Source organism: Pseudomonas cichorii (assembly GCF_018343775.1).
Taxonomy (GTDB): domain Bacteria; phylum Pseudomonadota; class Gammaproteobacteria; order Pseudomonadales; family Pseudomonadaceae; genus Aquipseudomonas; species Aquipseudomonas cichorii.
Genome location: NZ_CP074349.1, coordinates 4,242,614 through 4,262,077 on the forward strand (window position 1 = coordinate 4,242,614; position 19,464 = coordinate 4,262,077).

Sequence of the window (19,464 nt, forward strand, 5' to 3'; positions counted from 1 at the left end):
CTTCAAGGGATGCTCTTCAGGGACTAACTGTCCTTTTCCTCTAGGGGTGATACACCTTGGCCAAGATTCTCGTGGTTACATCCGGCAAGGGTGGTGTGGGCAAGACCACCACCAGCGCCGCCATCGGCACAGGCCTCGCTCTGCGTGGTCATAAAACAGTGATCGTCGACTTCGACGTCGGCTTGCGTAACCTGGACCTGATCATGGGTTGCGAGCGCCGCGTGGTGTACGACTTCGTCAACGTCGTCAACGGCGAAGCGACACTCACTCAGGCCCTGATCAAAGACAAGCGCCTGGAAAACCTCTACGTGCTTGCAGCGAGCCAGACCCGCGACAAGGATGCGCTGACCGTCGAAGGCGTCGAGAAGATCCTCGATGAGCTGAGAGAAAACTTCGAGTTCGTGATCTGCGACTCCCCTGCTGGTATCGAAAAAGGCGCCCATCTGGCCATGTACTTCGCTGATGAAGCGATCGTCGTGACCAACCCGGAAGTCTCTTCGGTACGTGACTCGGACCGCATGCTGGGCCTGCTGGCCAGCAAGTCGCGCCGCGCAGAGCGCAACGAAGACCCGATCAAGGAACACCTGCTGCTGACCCGCTACAATCCTGAGCGCGTTACCAAAGGTGAAATGCTGGGCGTCGAAGACGTCGAAGAAATCCTCTCGATCCGTCTGCTGGGTGTGATCCCGGAATCCCAGGCGGTCCTGAAGGCTTCCAACCAGGGTATCCCGGTCATTCTCGACGACCAGAGCGACGCCGGTCAGGCGTACAGCGATGCGGTCGATCGCTTGCTGGGCAAGGACGTTGCTCATCGTTTCGTCGATGTGCAGAAGAAAGGATGGTTCGAGCGTCTTTTTGGAGGCCGCTAAATGAATATTTTTGACTTCTTTCGTGACCGCAAAAAAGAAAGCACGGCCTCGGTAGCGAAAGAGCGTCTACAGATCATCGTGGCGCACGAACGCGGCCAGCGGAGCACACCGACACCAGACTATCTTCCTGCCCTGCAGAAAGAACTGGTGGAAGTGATCCGCAAATACGTCAACATCGAGTCAGACCAGGTACAGGTCGCTCTGGAGAACCAGGGCAGCTGTTCGATCCTGGAACTCAACATCACCCTGCCAGATCGCTGATCCGGCAGTTGTCCACGGCGGTATGGGTGGCACCTCTTTCGGAGTGCCGCGCATACCGCCGTTGGCGTTTACAGCGTTTCGAGGCCGTTGCATGCCGTTGTCGAACATCCGCATCATCCACCAGGACGCCGCCGTTCTGGTCATCGATAAACCCACATTACTGCTTTCAGTCCCTGGTCGTGCCGACGACAACAAGGACTGCCTGATTACCCGCCTGCAGGAAAACGGCTACCCCGAAGCCCGAATCGTGCACCGACTGGACTGGGAAACCTCCGGCATCATCCTGCTCGCCCGGGATGCCGATACCCACCGCGAGCTGTCTCGCCAGTTCCATGACCGCGAAACCGAGAAGGCTTACACCGCCCTGTGCTGGGGTCAGCCAACCCTGGACAGCGGCAGCATCGACCTGCCCCTGCGCTACGACCCGCCGACCAAGCCCCGGCATGTGGTGGATCATGAAGCCGGGAAGCACGCGCTGACCTTCTGGAAGATCGTGGAGCGCTACGACACTCACTGTCGCGTGGAACTCACGCCGATCACCGGTCGCTCCCATCAGTTGCGGGTACACATGCTGTCCATCGGGCATCCGCTGCTGGGTGATGGTTTGTACGCCCATCCAGAGGCGTTAGCGGCCTATCCGCGCCTGTGCCTGCATGCAAGCATGCTGAGCTTCACTCATCCGGTCAGTGGCGAGCGGTTGAAATTCGAGTGTGCGGCGCCGTTTTGAAGAGTTCGCGAATAAATTCGCTCCCACACGGGGTTGTGTGCGAATTCATTCGCGAAAAAGCACTACTGAGGCCAATACGGTAAACTCGCGCCATTGCTGTCTGGAGCTACCTATGCGCGAAGAGCTGAACAAAGGCCTGATCGACTTTCTCAAGGCCTCCCCTACCCCGTTCCATGCCACTGCAACCCTTGTAAATCACCTCGAAGCGGCCGGTTTCCAGCGTCTGGACGAGCGCGAAACCTGGGCGATCGAAACTGGCGGGCGTTATTACGTCACTCGCAATGATTCCTCCATCGTCGCGTTCAGAATGGGCCGCCAATCGCCACTGACCGGCGGTATCCGCATGGTCGGCGCCCACACCGACAGCCCGTGCCTGCGGGTCAAGCCGCAGCCGGAGCTGCAGCGTCAGGGCTTCTGGCAACTGGGCGTGGAAGTCTACGGCGGCGCGCTGCTGGCCCCCTGGTTCGACCGTGACCTGTCGCTGGCCGGGCGTGTGACCTTCCGCCGTGATGGCAAGGTCGAAAGCCAGTTGATCGATTTCAAGCTGCCTATCGCGATCATTCCCAACCTGGCCATCCACCTCAATCGCACCGCCAATGAAGGTTGGGCAATCAATGCCCAGAACGAACTGCCGCCGATCCTGGCCCAGGTGGCCGGTGACGAACGCGCCGACTTCCGCGCCCTGCTCACCGAGCAACTGGCCCGTGAACATGACCTGAACGCAGACGTGGTGCTCGATTACGAGCTGAGTTTCTACGACACCCAGAGCGCAGCCGTGGTCGGCCTCAATGGCGACTTCATTGCCGGTGCCCGTCTGGACAACCTGCTGTCCTGTTTCGCAGGCTTGCAGGCGCTGCTCAATAGCGACACCGATGAAACCGCTCTGCTGGTGTGTACCGATCATGAAGAAGTCGGCTCCTCGTCGACCTGCGGCGCAGACGGCCCGATGCTGGAGCAGATCATCCAGCGCCTGCTGCCCAACGGCGAAGACTATGTGCGTACCATCCAGAAATCGCTGCTGATTTCTGCGGACAACGCCCATGGCGTGCACCCCAACTACGCCGAAAAGCACGACGCCAACCACGGCCCGAAACTCAATGCCGGGCCGGTCATCAAGGTCAACAGCAACCAGCGCTACGCCACCAACAGCGAAACCGCAGGGTTCTTCCGCCACCTGTGCATGGCCGAAGAAGTCCCGGTGCAAAGCTTCGTGGTACGCAGCGACATGGCTTGCGGCTCGACCATCGGCCCGATCACAGCAAGCCACCTGGGCATTCGTACCGTGGATATCGGCCTGCCGACCTTTGCCATGCACTCGATCCGAGAACTGGCCGGCAGCCATGACCTTTCCCATCTGGTGAAAGTGTTGAGTGCGTTCTACGCCAGTCACGAGCTGCCGTAGTTTCCCTTCTTCGCGAATGAATTCGCTATCGCGGATTCATTCCCCTCAGAATGCTTCAAGCGCAATGCCGAAGCCTTCATTGCTTCGTGTCGACTAAAAACAGTTGACAGCAACTAACAAACTCCTATTCGCTGCTATTCAACCTCAAGAAATAATCTTGAGTGGGTTCAATCAACAGAAATGACACATAGATCACAAGGCGTCAGGAGTGCCTATATAAGGCCTCCATGAAGACAATAAAAAAATAAGGAAATTAATCATGAACACACCAACGCAAAAGACATTGCCACCCCCTTCGTTACCTCAACTAAATGACGACGGGGCATTGAGCCTGGCGCAGCTTCGTGGAAGCGGTATCAAGGTCGTTGTGCCCGTTTACCCTGCCATGAAAGCTGGCGACATGATTTCAGTCCCATGGGAAGGTACGCCTCAGGAATCAGAGCTTACTTTTCCGCAGATTCATACTGTTCAGCAGGTACAAGAGCTAACCCTCAAGATCCCCTATTCGTCAGTTCATTCAGGATGGAAAAAGCTGAAGATTTATTACCACGTCAAGGACGTTGGTGATTCCGGGTCGGTGGAAGTTGATATCGTTCCCTGAAGGATAGCAGTGGTTTACATAATACTTAGTTCAATAGTGGTTCGCCTCCCGGGCTCACTTGGCCCAGAGGCGAAACACTCTCTTTGAGGTCGCCGACAACCGGCAGACTGGACAGAAAATCTCCCGCCACTGCACTGACATGAATAGCGTCATGCCGCCAATATTCCAGGTCGCAGTCAATCAGGCGACCGCGTTGATCGTAGTTGACCCTGGCAATGCACAAGCCCGGGCTTCCCACTGAAACCTTGAGCGCCGCGCAGGCATCGGCATGCAGCGCAGTGGGCACGATTTCGAAATGCACCTGGCCGTAGGTCAGATCGTAGCGACTGGCGTACAGCTCGGTGAGTGACTGGCTGAAATCGCAATCGAGAATGCCGGGAAAGTATTCAGGGTTCAGGTAATGCTCCACATACAGCACCAGGCGCTGGTCGATACGCCTCGCCCGGCAGATCTGGATCACACTGGAAAGGGCCGGCAACTGGAGCTTCTCACAGATCTTCGCCGAAGCCGGCTGCAGCCGGGCAGAAATGACCTGGGTTTCGGCCACCCGCCCCTGGGCCTGAACCATTGCATGAAAATGGCTGCGGCGGATCAGGTCATAGGCCAGACGCGGTGGCGAGACAAACCAGCCGCGACGCTCCTCACGGTAGATCAACCCCTGGGCTTCCAGTTGCACCAGGGCTTCACGCAGGGTGATACGGGTCGTATCAAATACTTCACTGAGCTTGCGCTCGGCAGGCAGTTTGCTACCCGACGGTAACAAACCGTGCTCGATCTGCTCCTGCAGGGCATTGCAGATGGTGGTTACCGCTCGTGGTACATCTTCGCGCATCAGGATACCTGGCTGGACTAGACCAGCTCCATTAAAGGGCACGCTTCGAGACTTGAGCCCTCATTGAAAGTGCTTTCAAGCCTAGGTCGCATATATGACCGTCATGTGACAAATCGCTTCACAATCCATGCCAATGGTCGCTTCAATACCGGGAAAGCCCTTGGAGAACAGGCTATTCAGGATGGTCTACGCTTAGCCTTCAGCGCAGCTCACAGGCTCTGACCATAGGACAGAAAACACCACTCGACACAAAAATGTCATGCAAGAAGCCTAACTTGGCTCAGGTATTGCTGATCTAGACCAACCATCCGCAACGAACGCTTCCTGAAGAAGTGCAAAAGGAGATTTGAATGAAACACCTATTGTTGGCATCACTCCTCGGTTCCGCCATCGCCCTGAGTACCTCGGTTATGGCAGCGGACACAGACCTCAAGACGCTGGAAGCCGCAGCCAGAACCGAAGGCGCGGTCAATAGCGTCGGCATGCCGGATGACTGGGCAAACTGGAAAGCCACCTGGGCCGACCTGGAAAGCAAGTACGGCCTCAAGCACATGGACACTGACATGAGCTCGGCTCAGGAAGTGGCCAAGTTCGATGCGGAAAAAGACAACGCCAGCGCCGACATCGGCGACGTGGGTGCAGCCTTCGGCCCGATTGCCGTTGCCAAGGGCGTCACCCAGCCCTATAAACCAAGCACCTGGGAACAGGTTCCGGACTGGGCCAAGGACAAGGACGGTCACTGGGCACTGGCTTACACCGGCACCATCGCCTTCATCGTCAACAAAAAGCTGCTGCACGGTTCTGAAGTACCGACCAAATGGTCCGACCTCAAGAGCGGCAAATACATGGTCACCATCGGTGACGTGAGCACCGCCGCCCAGGCCGCCAACGGTGTACTGGCGGCTTCCATCGCCATGAAAGGCGACGAGAGCAACATCGCTCCAGGCCTGCAACTGTTCACCGAGCTGGCCAGGCAGAAACGCCTGGCACTCAACAATCCGAATATCCAGAGCATGGAGAAAGGTGAAGTCGAAGTCGGTATCGTCTGGGACTTCAACGGCCTGAGCTACAAGGCCAAGATGACCAACCCGGACGATTACGTGGTGCTGATCCCGTCCGATGGCTCGGTGATTTCCGGCTACACCACCATCATCAACAAATACGCCAAACACCCGAACGCGGCCAAACTGGCGCGTGAATACATCTTCAGCGACGCTGGCCAGATCAACCTGGCCAAAGGCAACGCACGTCCGATTCGTGCCGAGCACCTGACCCTGCCGGCAGAAGTCCAGGCCAAACTGCTGCCAAACGAGCAGTACAAGGGCGTGACGCCAATCAAGAATGCTGCGGCGTGGGAAGCGACTTCCAAGAAGCTGCCACAGATGTGGAACGAGCAAGTCATCGTCGAAATGAACTGATCCGACACACGCTTGAGGGCGAGTCAGCCTGGCTGCTCGCCCGTTTCCCCCGTAACACCCTTGTATCAATTGCAGTTGGAGCGACCCGCTCATGAAACACAATGTCATCCTCATCGTGCTCGATGGCCTCAACTACGAAGTGGCAAGGCATGCGATGGGTCATCTCCAGGCTTACAGCAGTGCAGGACGGGCCGCGCTGTACAAGCTTGAATCCGAGTTGCCGGCGCTGTCGCGCCCTTTGTACGAATGCATTCTGACCGGGGTCACGCCCCTCGAAAGCGGCATTGTGCACAACCAGGTTTCACGCCTGTCCAACCAGCGCAGCATGTTCCACTACGCCACCGATGCCGGGCTCACCACGGCAGCGGCGGCTTATCACTGGGTCAGCGAGCTGTATAACCGAACGCCGTTCAACGCCGCCCGCGACCGTCATACCGACAACCTGGCGCTGCCGATTCAGCACGGGCACTTTTACTACGCCGACCATTACCCCGATTCGCACCTGTTTGCCGACGCCGAAAGCCTGCGGGTCAAGCACGCACCGAATCTGTTGTTGATCCACCCCATGAATATCGACGACGCCGGCCACAAGCACGGCCTCGACAGCCCGCAATACCGTAACAGCGCACGCAGCGCCGACATCCTGATTGCCGATTACCTGCAACGCTGGCTCGATGCCGGTTATCAGGTACTGGTCACCGCCGATCACGGCATGAACAACGATCGATCACATAACGGGCTACTCCCCGAAGAACGTGAAGTACCGCTGTTCGTGCTGGGCGATGCATTCAGCCTCGATGCCCAGGCAGCCCCCAGACAAACCGAGCTATGCGGCACTGTCTGCGAACTGCTAGGCGTGCCCCACGACAAACCGGTATGCCGGGAGATCCTCAATTGACTACCAACAATCGTGGTAAATGGCTCGGGCTGCTATGCCTGCTGCCGTTTGCCCTGTTCTTCATCGTGTTTCAAATTGCGCCGCTGGCCTGGGTGGCGATCAACAGCCTGCACTCCGAAACAGGCTGGGGGTTTGACAACTTCGCCAAGGCATTCAATTCCCGCTTCTATCGCCAGGCCATTCAGTTCAGCCTGGAGATCAGTTTCTGGTCCAGCCTGTTCGGCATCGTGATCGCGGTACTGGGCAGCCACTCGCTGCGCAACGTGGATTCGCGGCTGCGGGATTTCGTCAACTCCTTCGCCAACATGACCAGCAACTTCTCGGGTGTGCCCCTGGCCTTTGCATTCATCATCCTGCTGGGTTTCAACGGGGCCGTGACGTTGATGCTCAAGAAGGCCGGGATCATTGAAGACTTCAACCTGTATTCCAAAACCGGCCTGATCATTCTCTACACCTATTTCCAGATCCCGCTGGGCGTATTGCTGCTCTACCCGGCCTTCGATGCCTTGCGCGAAGACTGGCGCGAGTCCTCGGCCTTGCTCGGTGCCAGCAGCTTCCAGTACTGGCGCTATATCGGCCTGCCGGTCCTGGCGCCTGCGCTGCTGGGAACCTTCGTGATTCTGCTGGCCAATGCCTTGGGGGCTTATGCCACCGTTTACGCCTTGACCACCGGCAACTTCAACGTGCTGCCCATCCGCATCGCAGCCATGGTTTCCGGGGATATCAGCCTTGATCCGAACATGGCCAGTGCCCTGGCAATGATTCTGGTCGGGCTGATGACGCTGGTCACGGTCGTTCATCAATGGTTGCTGAAGAGGAGCTACCATGTCTCGCGCTGAAAGAGGTCCCGCCGGGATCTACCACCGCTTCGTGGTGTATGTCCTGTTCCTGATCCTGCTGCTGCCACTGGCTGGCACGCTGCTGTATTCACTGTCCACCAGTTGGTCGGCGAGCATTCTGCCCAGCGGCCTGACCTTCAAGTGGTACATCGCACTGTGGAGCGACCCGCGCTTTCTCACTGCATTCGGTCAGTCGCTGCTGGTCTGTGTGGGCGCCCTGATTCTGTCGGTGGTGCTGATCCTGCCGCTGCTGTTCGTGGTGCATTACCACTTCCCGCGCCTGGATGCGCTGATGAACATCCTGATTCTGCTGCCCTTCGCCGTGCCACCCGTGGCCTCGGCCGTGGGCTTGCTGCAACTCTATGGCTCCGGGCCGTTTGCCATGGTCGGCACGCCCTGGATTCTGATTGGCTGCTACTTCACCGTCGCACTGCCGTTCATGTATCGGGCCATCAGCAACAACTTGCAGGCGATCAACCTCACCGACCTGATGGACGCCGCCCAGTTGCTGGGCGCCAATACCTGGCAGGCGGCTTTCATGGTGGTGCTGCCCAACCTGCGCAAAGGCCTGCTGGTCGCGTTGCTGCTGTCGTTCTCCTTCCTGTTCGGCGAGTTCGTATTCGCCAACCTGCTGGTCGGCACTCGCTATGAAACCCTGCAGGTGTACCTCAACAACATGCGCAACAGCAGCGGGCACTTCAACAGTGCGCTGGTGATCTCTTATTTCCTCTTCGTGCTGGTGCTGACCTGGGCCGCCAACCGACTGAACAAGGACAAAGACTGATATGAGTTTTGTCAGTATCGAAAACCTGCAGAAAAGCTACGCAAGCACAGCGGTGTTCAGTGACATCAACTGCACGATCGAACGCGGTGAATTCGTTACCCTGCTCGGCCCGTCGGGCTGCGGCAAGTCGACCCTGCTGCGTTGCATCGCCGGGCTGACGTCAGTGAACAGCGGTAGCATCCTGCTCGATGGTCAGGACCTGGTGCCGCTTACTCCGCAAAAGCGCAACATCGGCATGGTGTTCCAGAGCTATGCGCTGTTCCCCAACATGACTGTGGAGCAAAACGTAGCGTTCGGCCTGCGCATCCAGAAGGTCAACGCCGACGACACTCACAAGCGGGTCGCCGACGTGCTGAAGCTGGTCGAGCTGACCGACTTCGCCAGCCGCTACCCGCACCAGATGTCCGGCGGCCAGTGCCAGCGCGTCGCTCTGGCCCGCTCGCTGGTCACTCGCCCTCGCCTGCTGCTGCTCGACGAGCCGCTGTCGGCGCTGGATGCGCGGATTCGCAAACACCTGCGCGAACAGATCCGCGCCATCCAGCGCGAACTGGGCCTGACCACGATTTTCGTCACCCACGACCAGGAAGAAGCGCTGACCCTGTCAGACCGCATTTTCCTGATGAACCAGGGTCGAATCGTCCAGAGCGGCGATGCCGAAACCCTCTACACCGCGCCGGCAGACGTCTTTGCCGCGGGCTTCATCGGCAACTACAACCTGCTTGAACCCGATGACGCCTCCCGCCTGATGCAGCGCCCGATCAACAGCCGCGTCGCGATCCGCCCTGAAGCCATCCAGCTCAGCCTGACCGGCGCACTGGAAGGCGAAGTTCTCAGTCACAGCCTGCTGGGTAACGTGATCCGCTATCGTGTCCAGGCACGAGACGTGGAACTGGTGGTCGACGTACTCAACCGCAGTGCAGAAGATCTACACCCCGATGGGCGACGCGTGAGCCTCAAGATAGAGCTTTCGGCGTTATGTGAGGTGGCTTGAAGGCAGCGGCAAGCTGCAAGCCCCCCACTCACCCGAACAACAAACCTAAGGAGGCGTGCATGCCTTTAGCAATTTTCGATCTGGACGAAACCCTGATCGGCGGCGACTGCGCCAGTTTGTGGAGCGAACAGATGGGCCGCCTGGGCTGGGTCGATCCCGAGTCTTTCATGCAACGCAACAATGAACTGATGGCCGCCTATAGCGCGGGCAATCTGGCCATGGAAGATTACATGGCGTTCAGCTTGGAGCCTATGGCAGGCCGTACGCCAGAGGAAGTCGATCATCTGGTCGGCCCCTGGGTGGAAGACGTCATTGAACCGATCATCTACAGCGACGCCTGCAAATGCATCGCGCAGCATCGGGCCAAAGGCGACCGCATTCTGGTGATCTCTGCGTCTGGCGTACACCTGGTCAAACCCATTGCCGAGCGTCTGGGCATCGATGAAGTGCTGGGGATCGAGCTGGATGTGCAGAACGGCGTCTACAGCGGTGCAACCGTCGGCGTGCTGACCTACCGCGAAGGCAAGATCACCCGCCTGATGGACTGGCTGGACGCCGAAGGTGAAAACCTCGAAGGTGCCAGTTTCTACTCCGACTCACGCAACGACCTGCCATTGCTGCTCAAGGTTGACTATCCCAATGTGGTCAACCCTGATGCCGTGCTGCGTGAACATGCCGAAAAGGCTGGCTGGCCGGTGCATGACTGGAAGTAATCCCGTCATGCATTAAAACGCCGTGCAGGATTCATTCACGAATATATTCGCCCCTGCACACGATGAGTGAGGGCGCCGCAGAACGCGACGTGGGTGATCTCCTGCACGGCAATGGAGCTAAACGAGGCTCTCGTCGATCACCAGCACAATCTTGCCCGACACCTGATTGGTCGCCAGCTCCGCAAAGGCAGCTTCGGCGTCCTTGATCGGGAAGGTCCTGGCCAGTTGCGGCTTGAGGCGTCCTTCAGTGAATAACGGCCAGACGTGCTGGCCCAGGTCACTGAGCAGGTCCGCCTTGAACTGCTCGCCACGGCTGCGCAAGGTCGACCCGAGAACCTGGATACGCTTGCCCAACACTTGAGCCAGGTCTACCTGTGCCTCGCGCCCGCCCATCAGGCCGATCAGCACCCAGCGACCATCGAGCCCCAGCAGCTTGACGTTCAGGGCCGCGTAATTGGCGCCGACCGGGTCGAGGATTACATCGAAGGGGGCGAAGTCATTCAGGCTTTCCAGACTGTCGCTGCGCACGACACCACCCTGGGCACCCAGTTCGACACAATACGCCAGACGCTCGGTGGAGCCGACGCTGACCCATACCGGGCTGCCAAACGCCTTGCAGAGCTGAATGCCAGCAGAACCGACGCCACTTGCTCCGGCGTGCAGCAAGACTTTTTCACCAGGCTTCAGGCCTGCCAGTTGAAACAGATTCAGCCATGCCGTGGCATAGACTTCCGGGATCGCGGCGGCTTCATGCAGCGACAGCCCCTCGGGCACGGGCAGCACATGACGCGCGTCGACCACCACCTCTTCAGCCATGGCACCGCCCGCCAACAACGCGCAGACGCGGTCTCCGACCTGCCAGGAAGTGCCCGGCCCGACTTCGTCGATCACACCCGAGCACTCAAGCCCCAGAACCGAGCTAACGCCTGGGGGTGGCGGATACAGCCCGGCACGCTGCAACAAATCGGCCCGATTCAGGCCCGCAGCGGCCACTTTGATACGAACCTGCCCCACATCAAGAGCCGGACTTGGCTCTTCGACCCATTCCACACGTCCTTCAACGCCTTGTAATACCTTCACAGTGCCTCCGTCGTGAGTCAGAACTGAGCCCAAGGCAGCCACCCCGGGCTTTTGCATTATGCGACCGTGTCCACGAACGGGCGACCTTTAATCTGCCCGACTGTCCGGCACTGTCATTTCTGACAGTGACATGCAGATTCATCGGTTAAATACTCCCACGACACTGTCGCATCGCAGGACTCCGGAAAGGATTTTGGAGGATTCAAGCCATGGCCAGCACTCATCTGAAACACACGGCGTTCGATTGCATCGCCACGGCCTGCTCCCATCTCCAGCCCGCTACTCAATCGGCGGGTATCGCTGCGGTGTACCCACCTTCAAGGAAGTCATGACATAGCAGGAGCCATTCATGAATACATCCTTTACCTCACTCAGCCAACAACCCGGGCAATTGCCCGCTCTGCAGATCCCGTCAATCGACCTCGGCGGAAACGATGGGTTGGGCTGGGTCCAACTCAAGGATCCGCAAAAAGGCGTAGCGCTGTTTGCGTTCACGCCAGTCGGTACGGCCAAAGGCGACCTCATCGAATTGTGGTGGAACGGCAAGGTCATCCAGAGCCTGCTCGCAAACCCTGATCGGGCCTCCATCGACTTTTCGGCGCTGCCTCAGGACATTCCCGATGAGCCGGAAGTTTGCGAGGTGTTCTACCGGATCACACCTGCTGCAGGCGGTACACCCGAGGATTCTCCCGTGCGCCAGGTACGGGTCAAACGCAGCGTACCTGGTGGCCTTGATACGGATAACCACACGCCCTACATCAATGACACTCTGGCACCTGTAGAAAATCTGCCCTCGAATATCGAGGTGCCAACAGACCTGCCGCTGACCATCCCCGCCTGGGACAACATGCAGGAAGGCGACGTTCTCCGTCTCTTCTGGGCGAGCAACGAATTCTTCGTCGAAAACCCGCCGCTGCCTGCGGACCAGACAGGCAAACCGCAAACCATCATCGTGAGCGCCGCGCTGCAGAAGGCTGCTGGCAACGGTAGCAATCTGGCGGTCTATTACGAGATCCGCGACGGGGTCAGCAACTGGTCGGGCTATTCGCTGGCTACGTTCACCCATGTCGATATCCTGGTGCTGCCTGCACCCAGCGTGCGCGAAGCGCCTGAAGGGGTACTGGATCCACTCCAGGCCGTGGCAGGCGCAACCGTGGTGGTAGCGTACCGCGGCATGCTCGACACCGATGATATCCGCATACGCTGGGACGGCCACGAGGATGCTACCGACCCTGTTTCGCAGCCCGGCAATCCGACCGGGAGTGTCGAGTTTACTGTCACGCCGGCTGCCATTGCCCCCACCCTGGGGAGCACACTGGAACTCATCTATGTCGTGACCCGTGATGCGGCCGAACTGGAGTCAGATGCCTTGCCTCTGACAGTAGAGACATTACCCGAATCGTCTCTGCCGACACCGAAAATCACCCAAGCCACGTACCCCAGCAAGGTACTGAAGGTCTTCGAATTAAATGATGATGCCGATCTGACCGTCGCGGCCTGGCCGCTCATCGCATCAGGTCAGCGCATATGGCTGCGTTTTGAAGGCATCGCCCGCGATGGCTCGGACTATAAATGGAATCACCCGGTCTGGCAGGACTTCGCGATCACCCATGATGCGGAGCAGAGCACTCAGGTGGCGTTGAGTGAACTGCAAAAACTCAAGAACAATAGCTACTTGCGACTGATCATGGAGGTATCGTTCGACAGCGGACTTACCAGAACACCGTTTCCGATCAATAGCCTGACAATTGTCTCTTATTACCCGGTAAGCGGTTCGGAGAACTGGGAAAGTTTTAACTTCCAGGAATTGCCTGTTGGACAAATAGTGAGGTGTTCGGATGACATGACTCTTTTGATCCGTCTAAGCCCGATCCTGATTGCAGACCTCAGTGCAGCTCATCCTGCCTTCGGTAATCGCACCCTACAGGTCACAGGATATAACCAGTGCATACTCAACTTTTCCGGGTTGATCAAAACCCTGACGCTGTCTTACGTTGGCGCAGATCCAGTCACGGATCACATCACGTTCTACGACGCCAATAACAATTTTATCGTTGATGCACCACTGCAATCCGCCTCAGGCACCGCTACCCGGACAATTCACCTTAGCCAGCCATGCCTTCATTGCACGGTATATATAGGCCAGCACACAGTACTCCTGGACAACCTGAGCTGGACGGAATGGGCCCCTTGAGCCGGCGCCCGCCTCTGAAACGTTCGGAGGCGGGCCTCCACCAGAATCCGGCGGGACGTTGATGACATACATCTGTCCCGCCTCGTGCGCTGAGCCAAAGCTGAATGCTGGCTGAATCAACCCTGCCTGATGCGCTCAGCCCCGGCACATATGCTTCGACGCCTTGCAATGCCTTCACAGTGCCTCCATAGTGAGTCCAGACTGAGCCCGTAGCTGTTTAGCCGGGCTTTTGCATTATGCGGCCGGGTCCGAAGGAACCGGCGACCTCAAAGACGGCCTAATATGCGTTCTCACTTGTCACTGCGTCGAATCAGCATGAAGCACTTACTCCCAAGCACCGCCCTCGCACTGTCTATCGGCCTGAGCCTGTTGCCGATGTCAGCCAGCACTTTTGCCGCCAACAGCTGGGATAATCTTCAGCCGGACCGCGACGAAGTGGTTGCCAGTCTCAACGTGGTCGAGCTGCTCAAGCGGCATCACTACAGCAAACCGCCGCTGGATGACAAACGCTCGGTCATCATCTATCAGAGCTACCTGAAGCTTCTGGACCCGGCCCGCAGCTATTTCACGGCCAGCGATATCACAGAATTCGACAAGTGGCAGACCCAGTTCGACGACTTCCTCAAGAGCGGCGACCTGAACCCTGGCTTCATCATCTACAAGCGTTATCTGGATCGCGTCAAGGCGCGTATGGACTTCGTTCTGGCAGAGTTGAACAAGGGTGTCGACAAGCTCGACTTCAATGCCAAGGAAACCCTGCTGGTCGACCGCAAGGACGCCGCATGGCCCAAGAACGAAGCCGAACTCGACGAGCTGTGGCGCAAACGCGTCAAGGATGAAGTCCTGCGTCTGAAGATCGCTGGCAAGGATCCGTCGAAGATCCAGGAAACCCTGACCAAGCGTTACAAGAATCAACTGGCGCGCCTGGGCCAGACCCGCGCTGAAGATATCTTCCAGGCGTACATCAACACCTTCGCCATGTCCTACGATCCGCACACCAACTACCTGTCTCCCGACAGCGCGGAAAACTTCGACATCAACATGAGCCTGTCGCTGGAAGGCATCGGCGCCGTGTTGCAGAGCGACAGCGACAACGTGAAGATCGTGCGTCTGGTACCGGCAGGCCCGGCAGCCAAGACCAAGCAGGTCGCTCCGGCCGACAAGATCGTCGGTGTCGCCCAGGGCGACAAGGAAATGGTCGATGTGATCGGCTGGCGCCTGGACGAAGTGGTCAAACTGATTCGCGGGCCAAAAGGCTCGGTGGTACGCCTGGAAGTCATTCCTGCCAGCAATGCCCCGAACGACCAGACCAGCAAAATCGTTTCCATCACCCGCGAAGCGGTCAAGCTTGAAGAGCAGGCGGCGAAGAAGTCGATCCTGCACCTGAATCAGGATGGCAAGGACTACAAGCTCGGCGTCATCGAGATTCCAGCCTTCTATCTGGACTTCAAGGCCTACCGTGCTGGCGACCCGCAGTACAAGAGCACCACCCGCGACGTCAAGAAACTGCTGACCGAGCTCAAGGCAGAGAATGTCGATGGCGTCGTGCTGGACCTGCGTAACAACGGCGGCGGCTCCCTGCAGGAAGCCACCGAGCTGACCAGCCTGTTCATCGAACAAGGCCCGACCGTTCTGGTGCGTAATGCCGACGGCAAGGTCGATGTCCTCGAAGACGAAGCCAAAGGTGCCTTCTACAAAGGCCCGATGGCGTTGCTGGTCAACCGCTTGTCAGCATCGGCTTCGGAGATTTTCGCAGGCGCCATGCAGGACTATCACCGCGCACTGGTGATCGGCGGGCAGACCTTCGGTAAAGGCACCGTTCAAACCATTCAGCCGCTCAACCATGGCGAGCTGAAACTGACACTGGCCAAGTTCTACCGGGTATCCGGTCAGAGCACCCAGCATCAGGGCGTGGTGCCGGACATCACTTACCCGTCGCTGATCGACACCAAGGAAATCGGCGAAAGTGCCCTGCCCGAGGCCATGCCATGGGACAGCATCAAGCCGGCGATCAAGCCTGCCATCGATCCGTTCAAGCCATTTCTGGCGCAGTTGCAGTCGCGACATGAAGCCCGCACGGCCAAGAACGCCGAGTTTGTCTTCATCGAAGACCGCCTGGCCCTGGCCAAGAAGCTGATGAGCGAAAAAACCGTCAGCCTCAACGAAGCGGATCGTCGTGCCGAACACACCTCGATTGAAAACAAGCAGCTGGCTCTGGAAAACACCCGCCGCAAGGCCAAAGGTGAGGAACCGCTCAAGGAGCTGAAAAAAGAGGATGAGGATGCTCTGCCGGTAGAAAACGAGAAGACCAAACCCGAGGATGATGCCTACCTGGCGGAAACCGGGCGCATTCTGATCGACTACCTGGGTCTGAGCGGTTCGGTCGCCAGGAAATGACCACTTATCGTTAATGGCCAAATAATGGCATCTGTCATTAAACGGTCATTGATCTGTAGTGTAATAAGGGGCTGAGCGTAAGCGCGTTCAGCCCCTTTTTTATATCCAGAGACAGCCATGACGATGAATGAGCAGTTGAGTGCACTGAGTTCTATTCTGGCTCGTAGTGATTTGCACAGCTTGTTCCAACCCATCGTTTCGCTCTCGGGACGCAGCATCCTGGGCTATGAAGCCCTGACGCGAGGCCCGTCCAACAGCAAGCTGCACTCCCCCATCAATCTGTTTTCCGTGGCACGCAAGGCAGGTCGTCTCAGCGAGCTGGAACTGACCTGCCGCGACGGCGCCTGTCGTCGCTTCAGCCAGCAGAAGCTGCCGGGCAAGCTGTTTCTCAATGTCTCCCCCGAATCGCTGTTGGAAGCCTCCCATCCACCGGGTCGCACCCTTGAAATGCTGCAACGCTACGGTATCGCCCCGAAAGATGTGGTGATCGAACTGACCGAGCAGATGCCCACCGATGATTTCGAGCTGCTGTACAACGCGCTGCACCATTACCGCGACATGGGGTTTTCCATCGCACTGGATGATCTGGGTGCCGGTTACTCCAGCCTGAGGCTGTGGTCGGAACTGCGCCCCGATTACGTGAAGATCGACCGCCACTTCATCGACGGCATTCATCAGGATGCGGTCAAGCGCGAGTTTGTCGGCTCGATGCTGCAAATGGCCAAGGCTTCACGAGCCACAGTGATCGCCGAAGGCATCGAACTGCAGGAAGAACTCGCGGCGCTGACCGAAATGGGCGTGGACCTGGTGCAGGGGTATCTCCTGGCCCGCCCTCAGGAACGCCCATCGCGGGACGTGAGGGTCATGCTGCCCAAGACCGAAGTGGTCACCACATCCCTGAACGAAGAAGCCTCGGATCTGAGCGCCCTGCTCAACCCGCAACCCTCGGTCAATAAGGAAACCCCGACCGCCGACGTGCTCGAAGCCTTCCGCAAACAGGCAAACCTCAATTCACTGGCCGTGCTGGACGAGAACTTCCGGCCCTGCGGCATCGTCCATCGCCACTCATTGTCCGAAGTGCTGCTCAAGCCGTTCGGCACCGAGCTGTTTGCCCGCAAACCCATCAGCCGCCTGATGAGCGATGACTTCCTGGCCGTGGAAGTGAACCAGTCCCTGCAACAGGTCAGCCGCCTGCTGACCAGCCGCGCACGTCAGCGTATCGAAGAAGATTTCATCATCACCAGCAACGGCATCTACATTGGCCTGGGCCGGGTGATCGATGTTCTGAAACTGATTACCGAGTTGAAGATCCAGCAGGCCCGCTACGCCAACCCGCTGACCCTGCTGCCGGGCAATGTGCCGATTCAGCAATGCCTGACGCGCCTGTTGCAGCAAGGACGCGAATCGATGATCTGCTATGTCGATATCGACAGCTTCAAGCCTTTCAACGATATCTACGGCTACGCCCGTGGCGACGAGGTGTTGCTGTGTCTGGCCCAATGCCTGAACGATCGTATTGACCCGAGCCGTGATTTTGTCGGGCATATTGGCGGCGATGACTTTCTGATGGTGCTGGGCTTCGAGGAGTGGGAGAAACGCCTGCAGTCCCTGCTCGATGACTTCCAGAACCAGTGCCGACGTTTCTACAGGGCCGAACACCTGCAATCCGGCTGCTTCACGGCCCTGAACCGCCAGGGTCAGCGTCAGGAGTTTCCACTGCTGTCGCTATCCATTGGCGTCGTGCACCTGCGCGAAGAAAGCTGCTCGCAAGTGGACGCCAGCCAGTTGGCCGACCTGGCCTCCCAGGCAAAACACTTCGCCAAGGATGTCGCGGGTGCCAGCGTGCATGTGATCGATTCGTTGCGGCTGGATCTGTTGTCCAACGCCTGAGAATTCGCTCCTACAGTGGTTCGGGGTAGGAGAACTCGAACACTCGCACCACTTCCGAGGCATGCCAGGCGGCAGCGGCTACGCCGTCGGAGGGGCCGGAGAATCTGCCCAGCCGTTCTACACACTCGAAGAAGCCGGGACGCGGTAAACGACTCGCGCCCTGGCTGATGACCAGCGAGCTGCGCAACGGCTGTTCGGCGCGCACGTCCAGAGCGGCAAGATGCTCAAGGGCGGCGGTGAGGGTCTGCATGGCCGGGCTGGGTAATTTCAGACGCTCCAGCAAGGCCCTGTAGGTCACCAGATGACGCTGGCGGCGCGCATCGTCCAGTTCGCTCAACAGTCCATCCCAATGCTGACGACTGATGCGCACACTCATGACTCGCTTCTCCAGCCTGGAAGTCCCAGCTCCCATGCCAGGCTGCGCTTGATCGCGGCATCGGGTTCACGGGTTCCGTTTTCGATCAGCTCCAGATAGGACGGGCTGATACCCACTGCCCGTGCCAGCTTCGCGGCTTCAAGCCCCTTGGCTTCGCGCAGGGCAGCCAACTGGTCAAAAGCCGGGTAATCGGCACTGGAAGCTTCGCTGGATGCCTGAACAGGCTCCGTACGTGTCTTTTCCGCAAAGCCTGCGGCTTTCAGGAGCGCCTGATACTGAGCCCACGGCAGAACTGCATATTCCGGCTCTCCATCACGAGAAATCACTTGAAGATCCATACACCCCCCTGTAGGACAAAAACACATTTTGTATAGGCTTGCTCCAGATGCAGGCATAGTAACAGCGGATTGATACAGCTGGTGTAACAGTTCTGAAACGGTCAGAGCTTGCCGCCTTCCCTTTCCAGCGCTGCCTGAGTTTCGGGCAGCCGTTCAACCACAATGAGCTTCTCGGGTGACTGACGCTCGCGCCAGGCACGAAAGGCGTCCAGTTCGTCGGTCAGGTGTTTCATGATCCAGGCCAGAACCGCAATGTCATCGAACATCCCCAGGCCCGGGATCCAGTCGGGAATCGCGTCCAGGGGGCTCAGGAAGTACATCAGCCCCGCCACGATGGACAGAATGGCCTTGGGACTGATGTCACGGTATTCGCCGCGCCAGTAGGCCAGGCAGAGCGCCTGCAACAGACGCAGGTCTTCCTTGATACGTCCCAGCCGGCTGCCCTCGGTCGAACCTTTGCGCGCCACGGCAAACAACAGGCCCGGCAATCTGCCAGCGGCCAGCAGGCGGCGGGCTCCGGGCAGGTAACGAATGAAGTTCCAGGGTGCTTTCATGTTCACTCCCGCTCAATGAGGTGATGTCGGTAAACAAGCTCCAGCCTGCTGTCCGTTTACAAGGTTATCCACATAAGCTGTGGATAACCTTGTGAACAGCATCCGTTTTCATGCCTGAGCGCCCCGTTCTACGGGGGTCCAGCTTAAATCGGGCATTTTTTACTCACATAAAAAAGCCCATAAAATCGTTGACTTACAGGTTTAACGCGACTAATCCCGTGCAATCGTGACGTACTGTCAGACAATCTTCATCGCGCCATGATACTGGGACTGTACGGGTAGCGAAGCGTTCGGGAAATA

General features: G+C 58.2%; 18 protein-coding genes and 1 pseudogene. 14 read left to right on the forward strand and 5 right to left on the reverse strand.

From position 1 onward, the window contains the following. The first annotated feature begins 56 nt into the window (after window positions 1–56). The 5 genes from minD to KGD89_RS17890 all read left to right on the forward strand — a co-directional run bounded on the left by minD (window position 57) and on the right by KGD89_RS17890 (window position 3,860). Window positions 57–869 (forward strand): septum site-determining protein MinD, encoded by an 813-nt coding sequence (gene minD / locus KGD89_RS17870; RefSeq protein WP_025261135.1) that lies wholly within the window; start codon window positions 57–59, stop codon window positions 867–869. Beyond that, window positions 870–1,130: a cell division topological specificity factor MinE gene (gene minE, locus KGD89_RS17875; RefSeq protein ID WP_025261136.1), complete on the forward strand. Its 261-nt coding sequence runs from the start codon at window positions 870–872 to the stop codon at window positions 1,128–1,130. It begins immediately after the preceding gene. Window positions 1,131–1,221: 91 nt separating this feature from the next. Beyond that, window positions 1,222–1,857, forward strand: coding sequence for an RluA family pseudouridine synthase (locus KGD89_RS17880; RefSeq protein WP_025261137.1), 636 nt, complete (start codon window positions 1,222–1,224; stop codon window positions 1,855–1,857). 112 nt (window positions 1,858–1,969) lie between these two features. Next, window positions 1,970–3,259, forward strand: a complete 1,290-nt coding sequence (locus KGD89_RS17885) for a M18 family aminopeptidase (RefSeq protein WP_025261138.1) — start codon at window positions 1,970–1,972, stop codon at window positions 3,257–3,259. A gap of 259 nt (window positions 3,260–3,518) precedes the next feature. Further along, window positions 3,519–3,860: a hypothetical protein gene (locus tag KGD89_RS17890; RefSeq protein WP_025261139.1), complete on the forward strand. Its 342-nt coding sequence runs from the start codon at window positions 3,519–3,521 to the stop codon at window positions 3,858–3,860. A gap of 118 nt (window positions 3,861–3,978) precedes the next feature. Here KGD89_RS17890 and KGD89_RS17895 read toward each other — a convergent pair. Further along, a pseudogene (locus tag KGD89_RS17895) lies at window positions 3,979–4,692 on the reverse strand (UTRA domain-containing protein); the annotation flags it as partial. A 350-nt stretch (window positions 4,693–5,042) separates the two neighbouring features. On the opposite strand from KGD89_RS17895, the gene KGD89_RS17900 reads away from it, so the two are divergent. The 6 genes from KGD89_RS17900 to KGD89_RS17925 all read left to right on the forward strand — a co-directional run bounded on the left by KGD89_RS17900 (window position 5,043) and on the right by KGD89_RS17925 (window position 10,335). Then, entirely contained in the window at window positions 5,043–6,110 is a 1,068-nt protein-coding gene (locus KGD89_RS17900; protein WP_025261141.1) for an ABC transporter substrate-binding protein, read from the forward strand. 91 nt (window positions 6,111–6,201) lie between these two features. Further along, window positions 6,202–7,008: an alkaline phosphatase family protein gene (locus KGD89_RS17905; protein WP_025261142.1), complete on the forward strand. Its 807-nt coding sequence runs from the start codon at window positions 6,202–6,204 to the stop codon at window positions 7,006–7,008. Further along, complete coding sequence (locus KGD89_RS17910; RefSeq protein ID WP_038399965.1) at window positions 6,987–7,847, forward strand: ABC transporter permease; 861 nt, start codon at window positions 6,987–6,989, stop codon at window positions 7,845–7,847. The genes KGD89_RS17905 and KGD89_RS17910 overlap by 22 nt, the downstream gene beginning before the upstream one ends. Further along, entirely contained in the window at window positions 7,834–8,631 is a 798-nt protein-coding gene (locus KGD89_RS17915; RefSeq protein ID WP_025261144.1) for an ABC transporter permease, read from the forward strand. The genes KGD89_RS17910 and KGD89_RS17915 overlap by 14 nt, the downstream gene beginning before the upstream one ends. A 1-nt stretch (window position 8,632) precedes the next feature. Beyond that, on the forward strand, window positions 8,633–9,622 hold the full coding sequence (locus KGD89_RS17920; RefSeq protein ID WP_025261145.1) for an ABC transporter ATP-binding protein: 990 nt from the start codon (window positions 8,633–8,635) through the stop codon (window positions 9,620–9,622). Between the two features lie 59 nt (window positions 9,623–9,681). Further along, complete coding sequence (locus KGD89_RS17925) at window positions 9,682–10,335, forward strand: HAD family hydrolase (RefSeq protein WP_025261146.1); 654 nt, start codon at window positions 9,682–9,684, stop codon at window positions 10,333–10,335. A gap of 117 nt (window positions 10,336–10,452) precedes the next feature. Here KGD89_RS17925 and KGD89_RS17930 read toward each other — a convergent pair whose 3' ends face one another. Then, window positions 10,453–11,415 (reverse strand): NAD(P)H-quinone oxidoreductase, encoded by a 963-nt coding sequence (locus KGD89_RS17930; protein ID WP_025261147.1) that lies wholly within the window; start codon window positions 11,413–11,415, stop codon window positions 10,453–10,455. A gap of 349 nt (window positions 11,416–11,764) precedes the next feature. On the opposite strand from KGD89_RS17930, the gene KGD89_RS17935 reads away from it, so the two are divergent. From KGD89_RS17935 to KGD89_RS17945, 3 genes are all read left to right on the forward strand, one after another. Further along, window positions 11,765–13,609: a hypothetical protein gene (locus KGD89_RS17935; protein WP_025261148.1), complete on the forward strand. Its 1,845-nt coding sequence runs from the start codon at window positions 11,765–11,767 to the stop codon at window positions 13,607–13,609. Window positions 13,610–13,924: 315 nt separating this feature from the next. Beyond that, complete coding sequence (locus tag KGD89_RS17940) at window positions 13,925–16,006, forward strand: carboxy terminal-processing peptidase (protein ID WP_176767537.1); 2,082 nt, start codon at window positions 13,925–13,927, stop codon at window positions 16,004–16,006. A 117-nt stretch (window positions 16,007–16,123) separates the two neighbouring features. Beyond that, complete coding sequence (locus KGD89_RS17945) at window positions 16,124–17,896, forward strand: bifunctional diguanylate cyclase/phosphodiesterase (protein ID WP_025261150.1); 1,773 nt, start codon at window positions 16,124–16,126, stop codon at window positions 17,894–17,896. Between the two features lie 10 nt (window positions 17,897–17,906). Here KGD89_RS17945 and KGD89_RS17950 read toward each other — a convergent pair whose 3' ends face one another. From KGD89_RS17950 to KGD89_RS17960, 3 genes are all read right to left on the reverse strand, one after another. Continuing rightward, complete coding sequence (locus KGD89_RS17950; protein WP_025261151.1) at window positions 17,907–18,272, reverse strand: hypothetical protein; 366 nt, start codon at window positions 18,270–18,272, stop codon at window positions 17,907–17,909. Further along, on the reverse strand, window positions 18,269–18,610 hold the full coding sequence (locus KGD89_RS17955) for a helix-turn-helix domain-containing protein (RefSeq protein ID WP_025261152.1): 342 nt from the start codon (window positions 18,608–18,610) through the stop codon (window positions 18,269–18,271). Before KGD89_RS17955 ends, KGD89_RS17950 begins: the two co-directional genes overlap by 4 nt. Window positions 18,611–18,711: 101 nt before the next feature. Next, on the reverse strand, window positions 18,712–19,164 hold the full coding sequence (locus KGD89_RS17960; protein WP_025261153.1) for a YkvA family protein: 453 nt from the start codon (window positions 19,162–19,164) through the stop codon (window positions 18,712–18,714). Window positions 19,165–19,464: the final 300 nt, after the last annotated feature.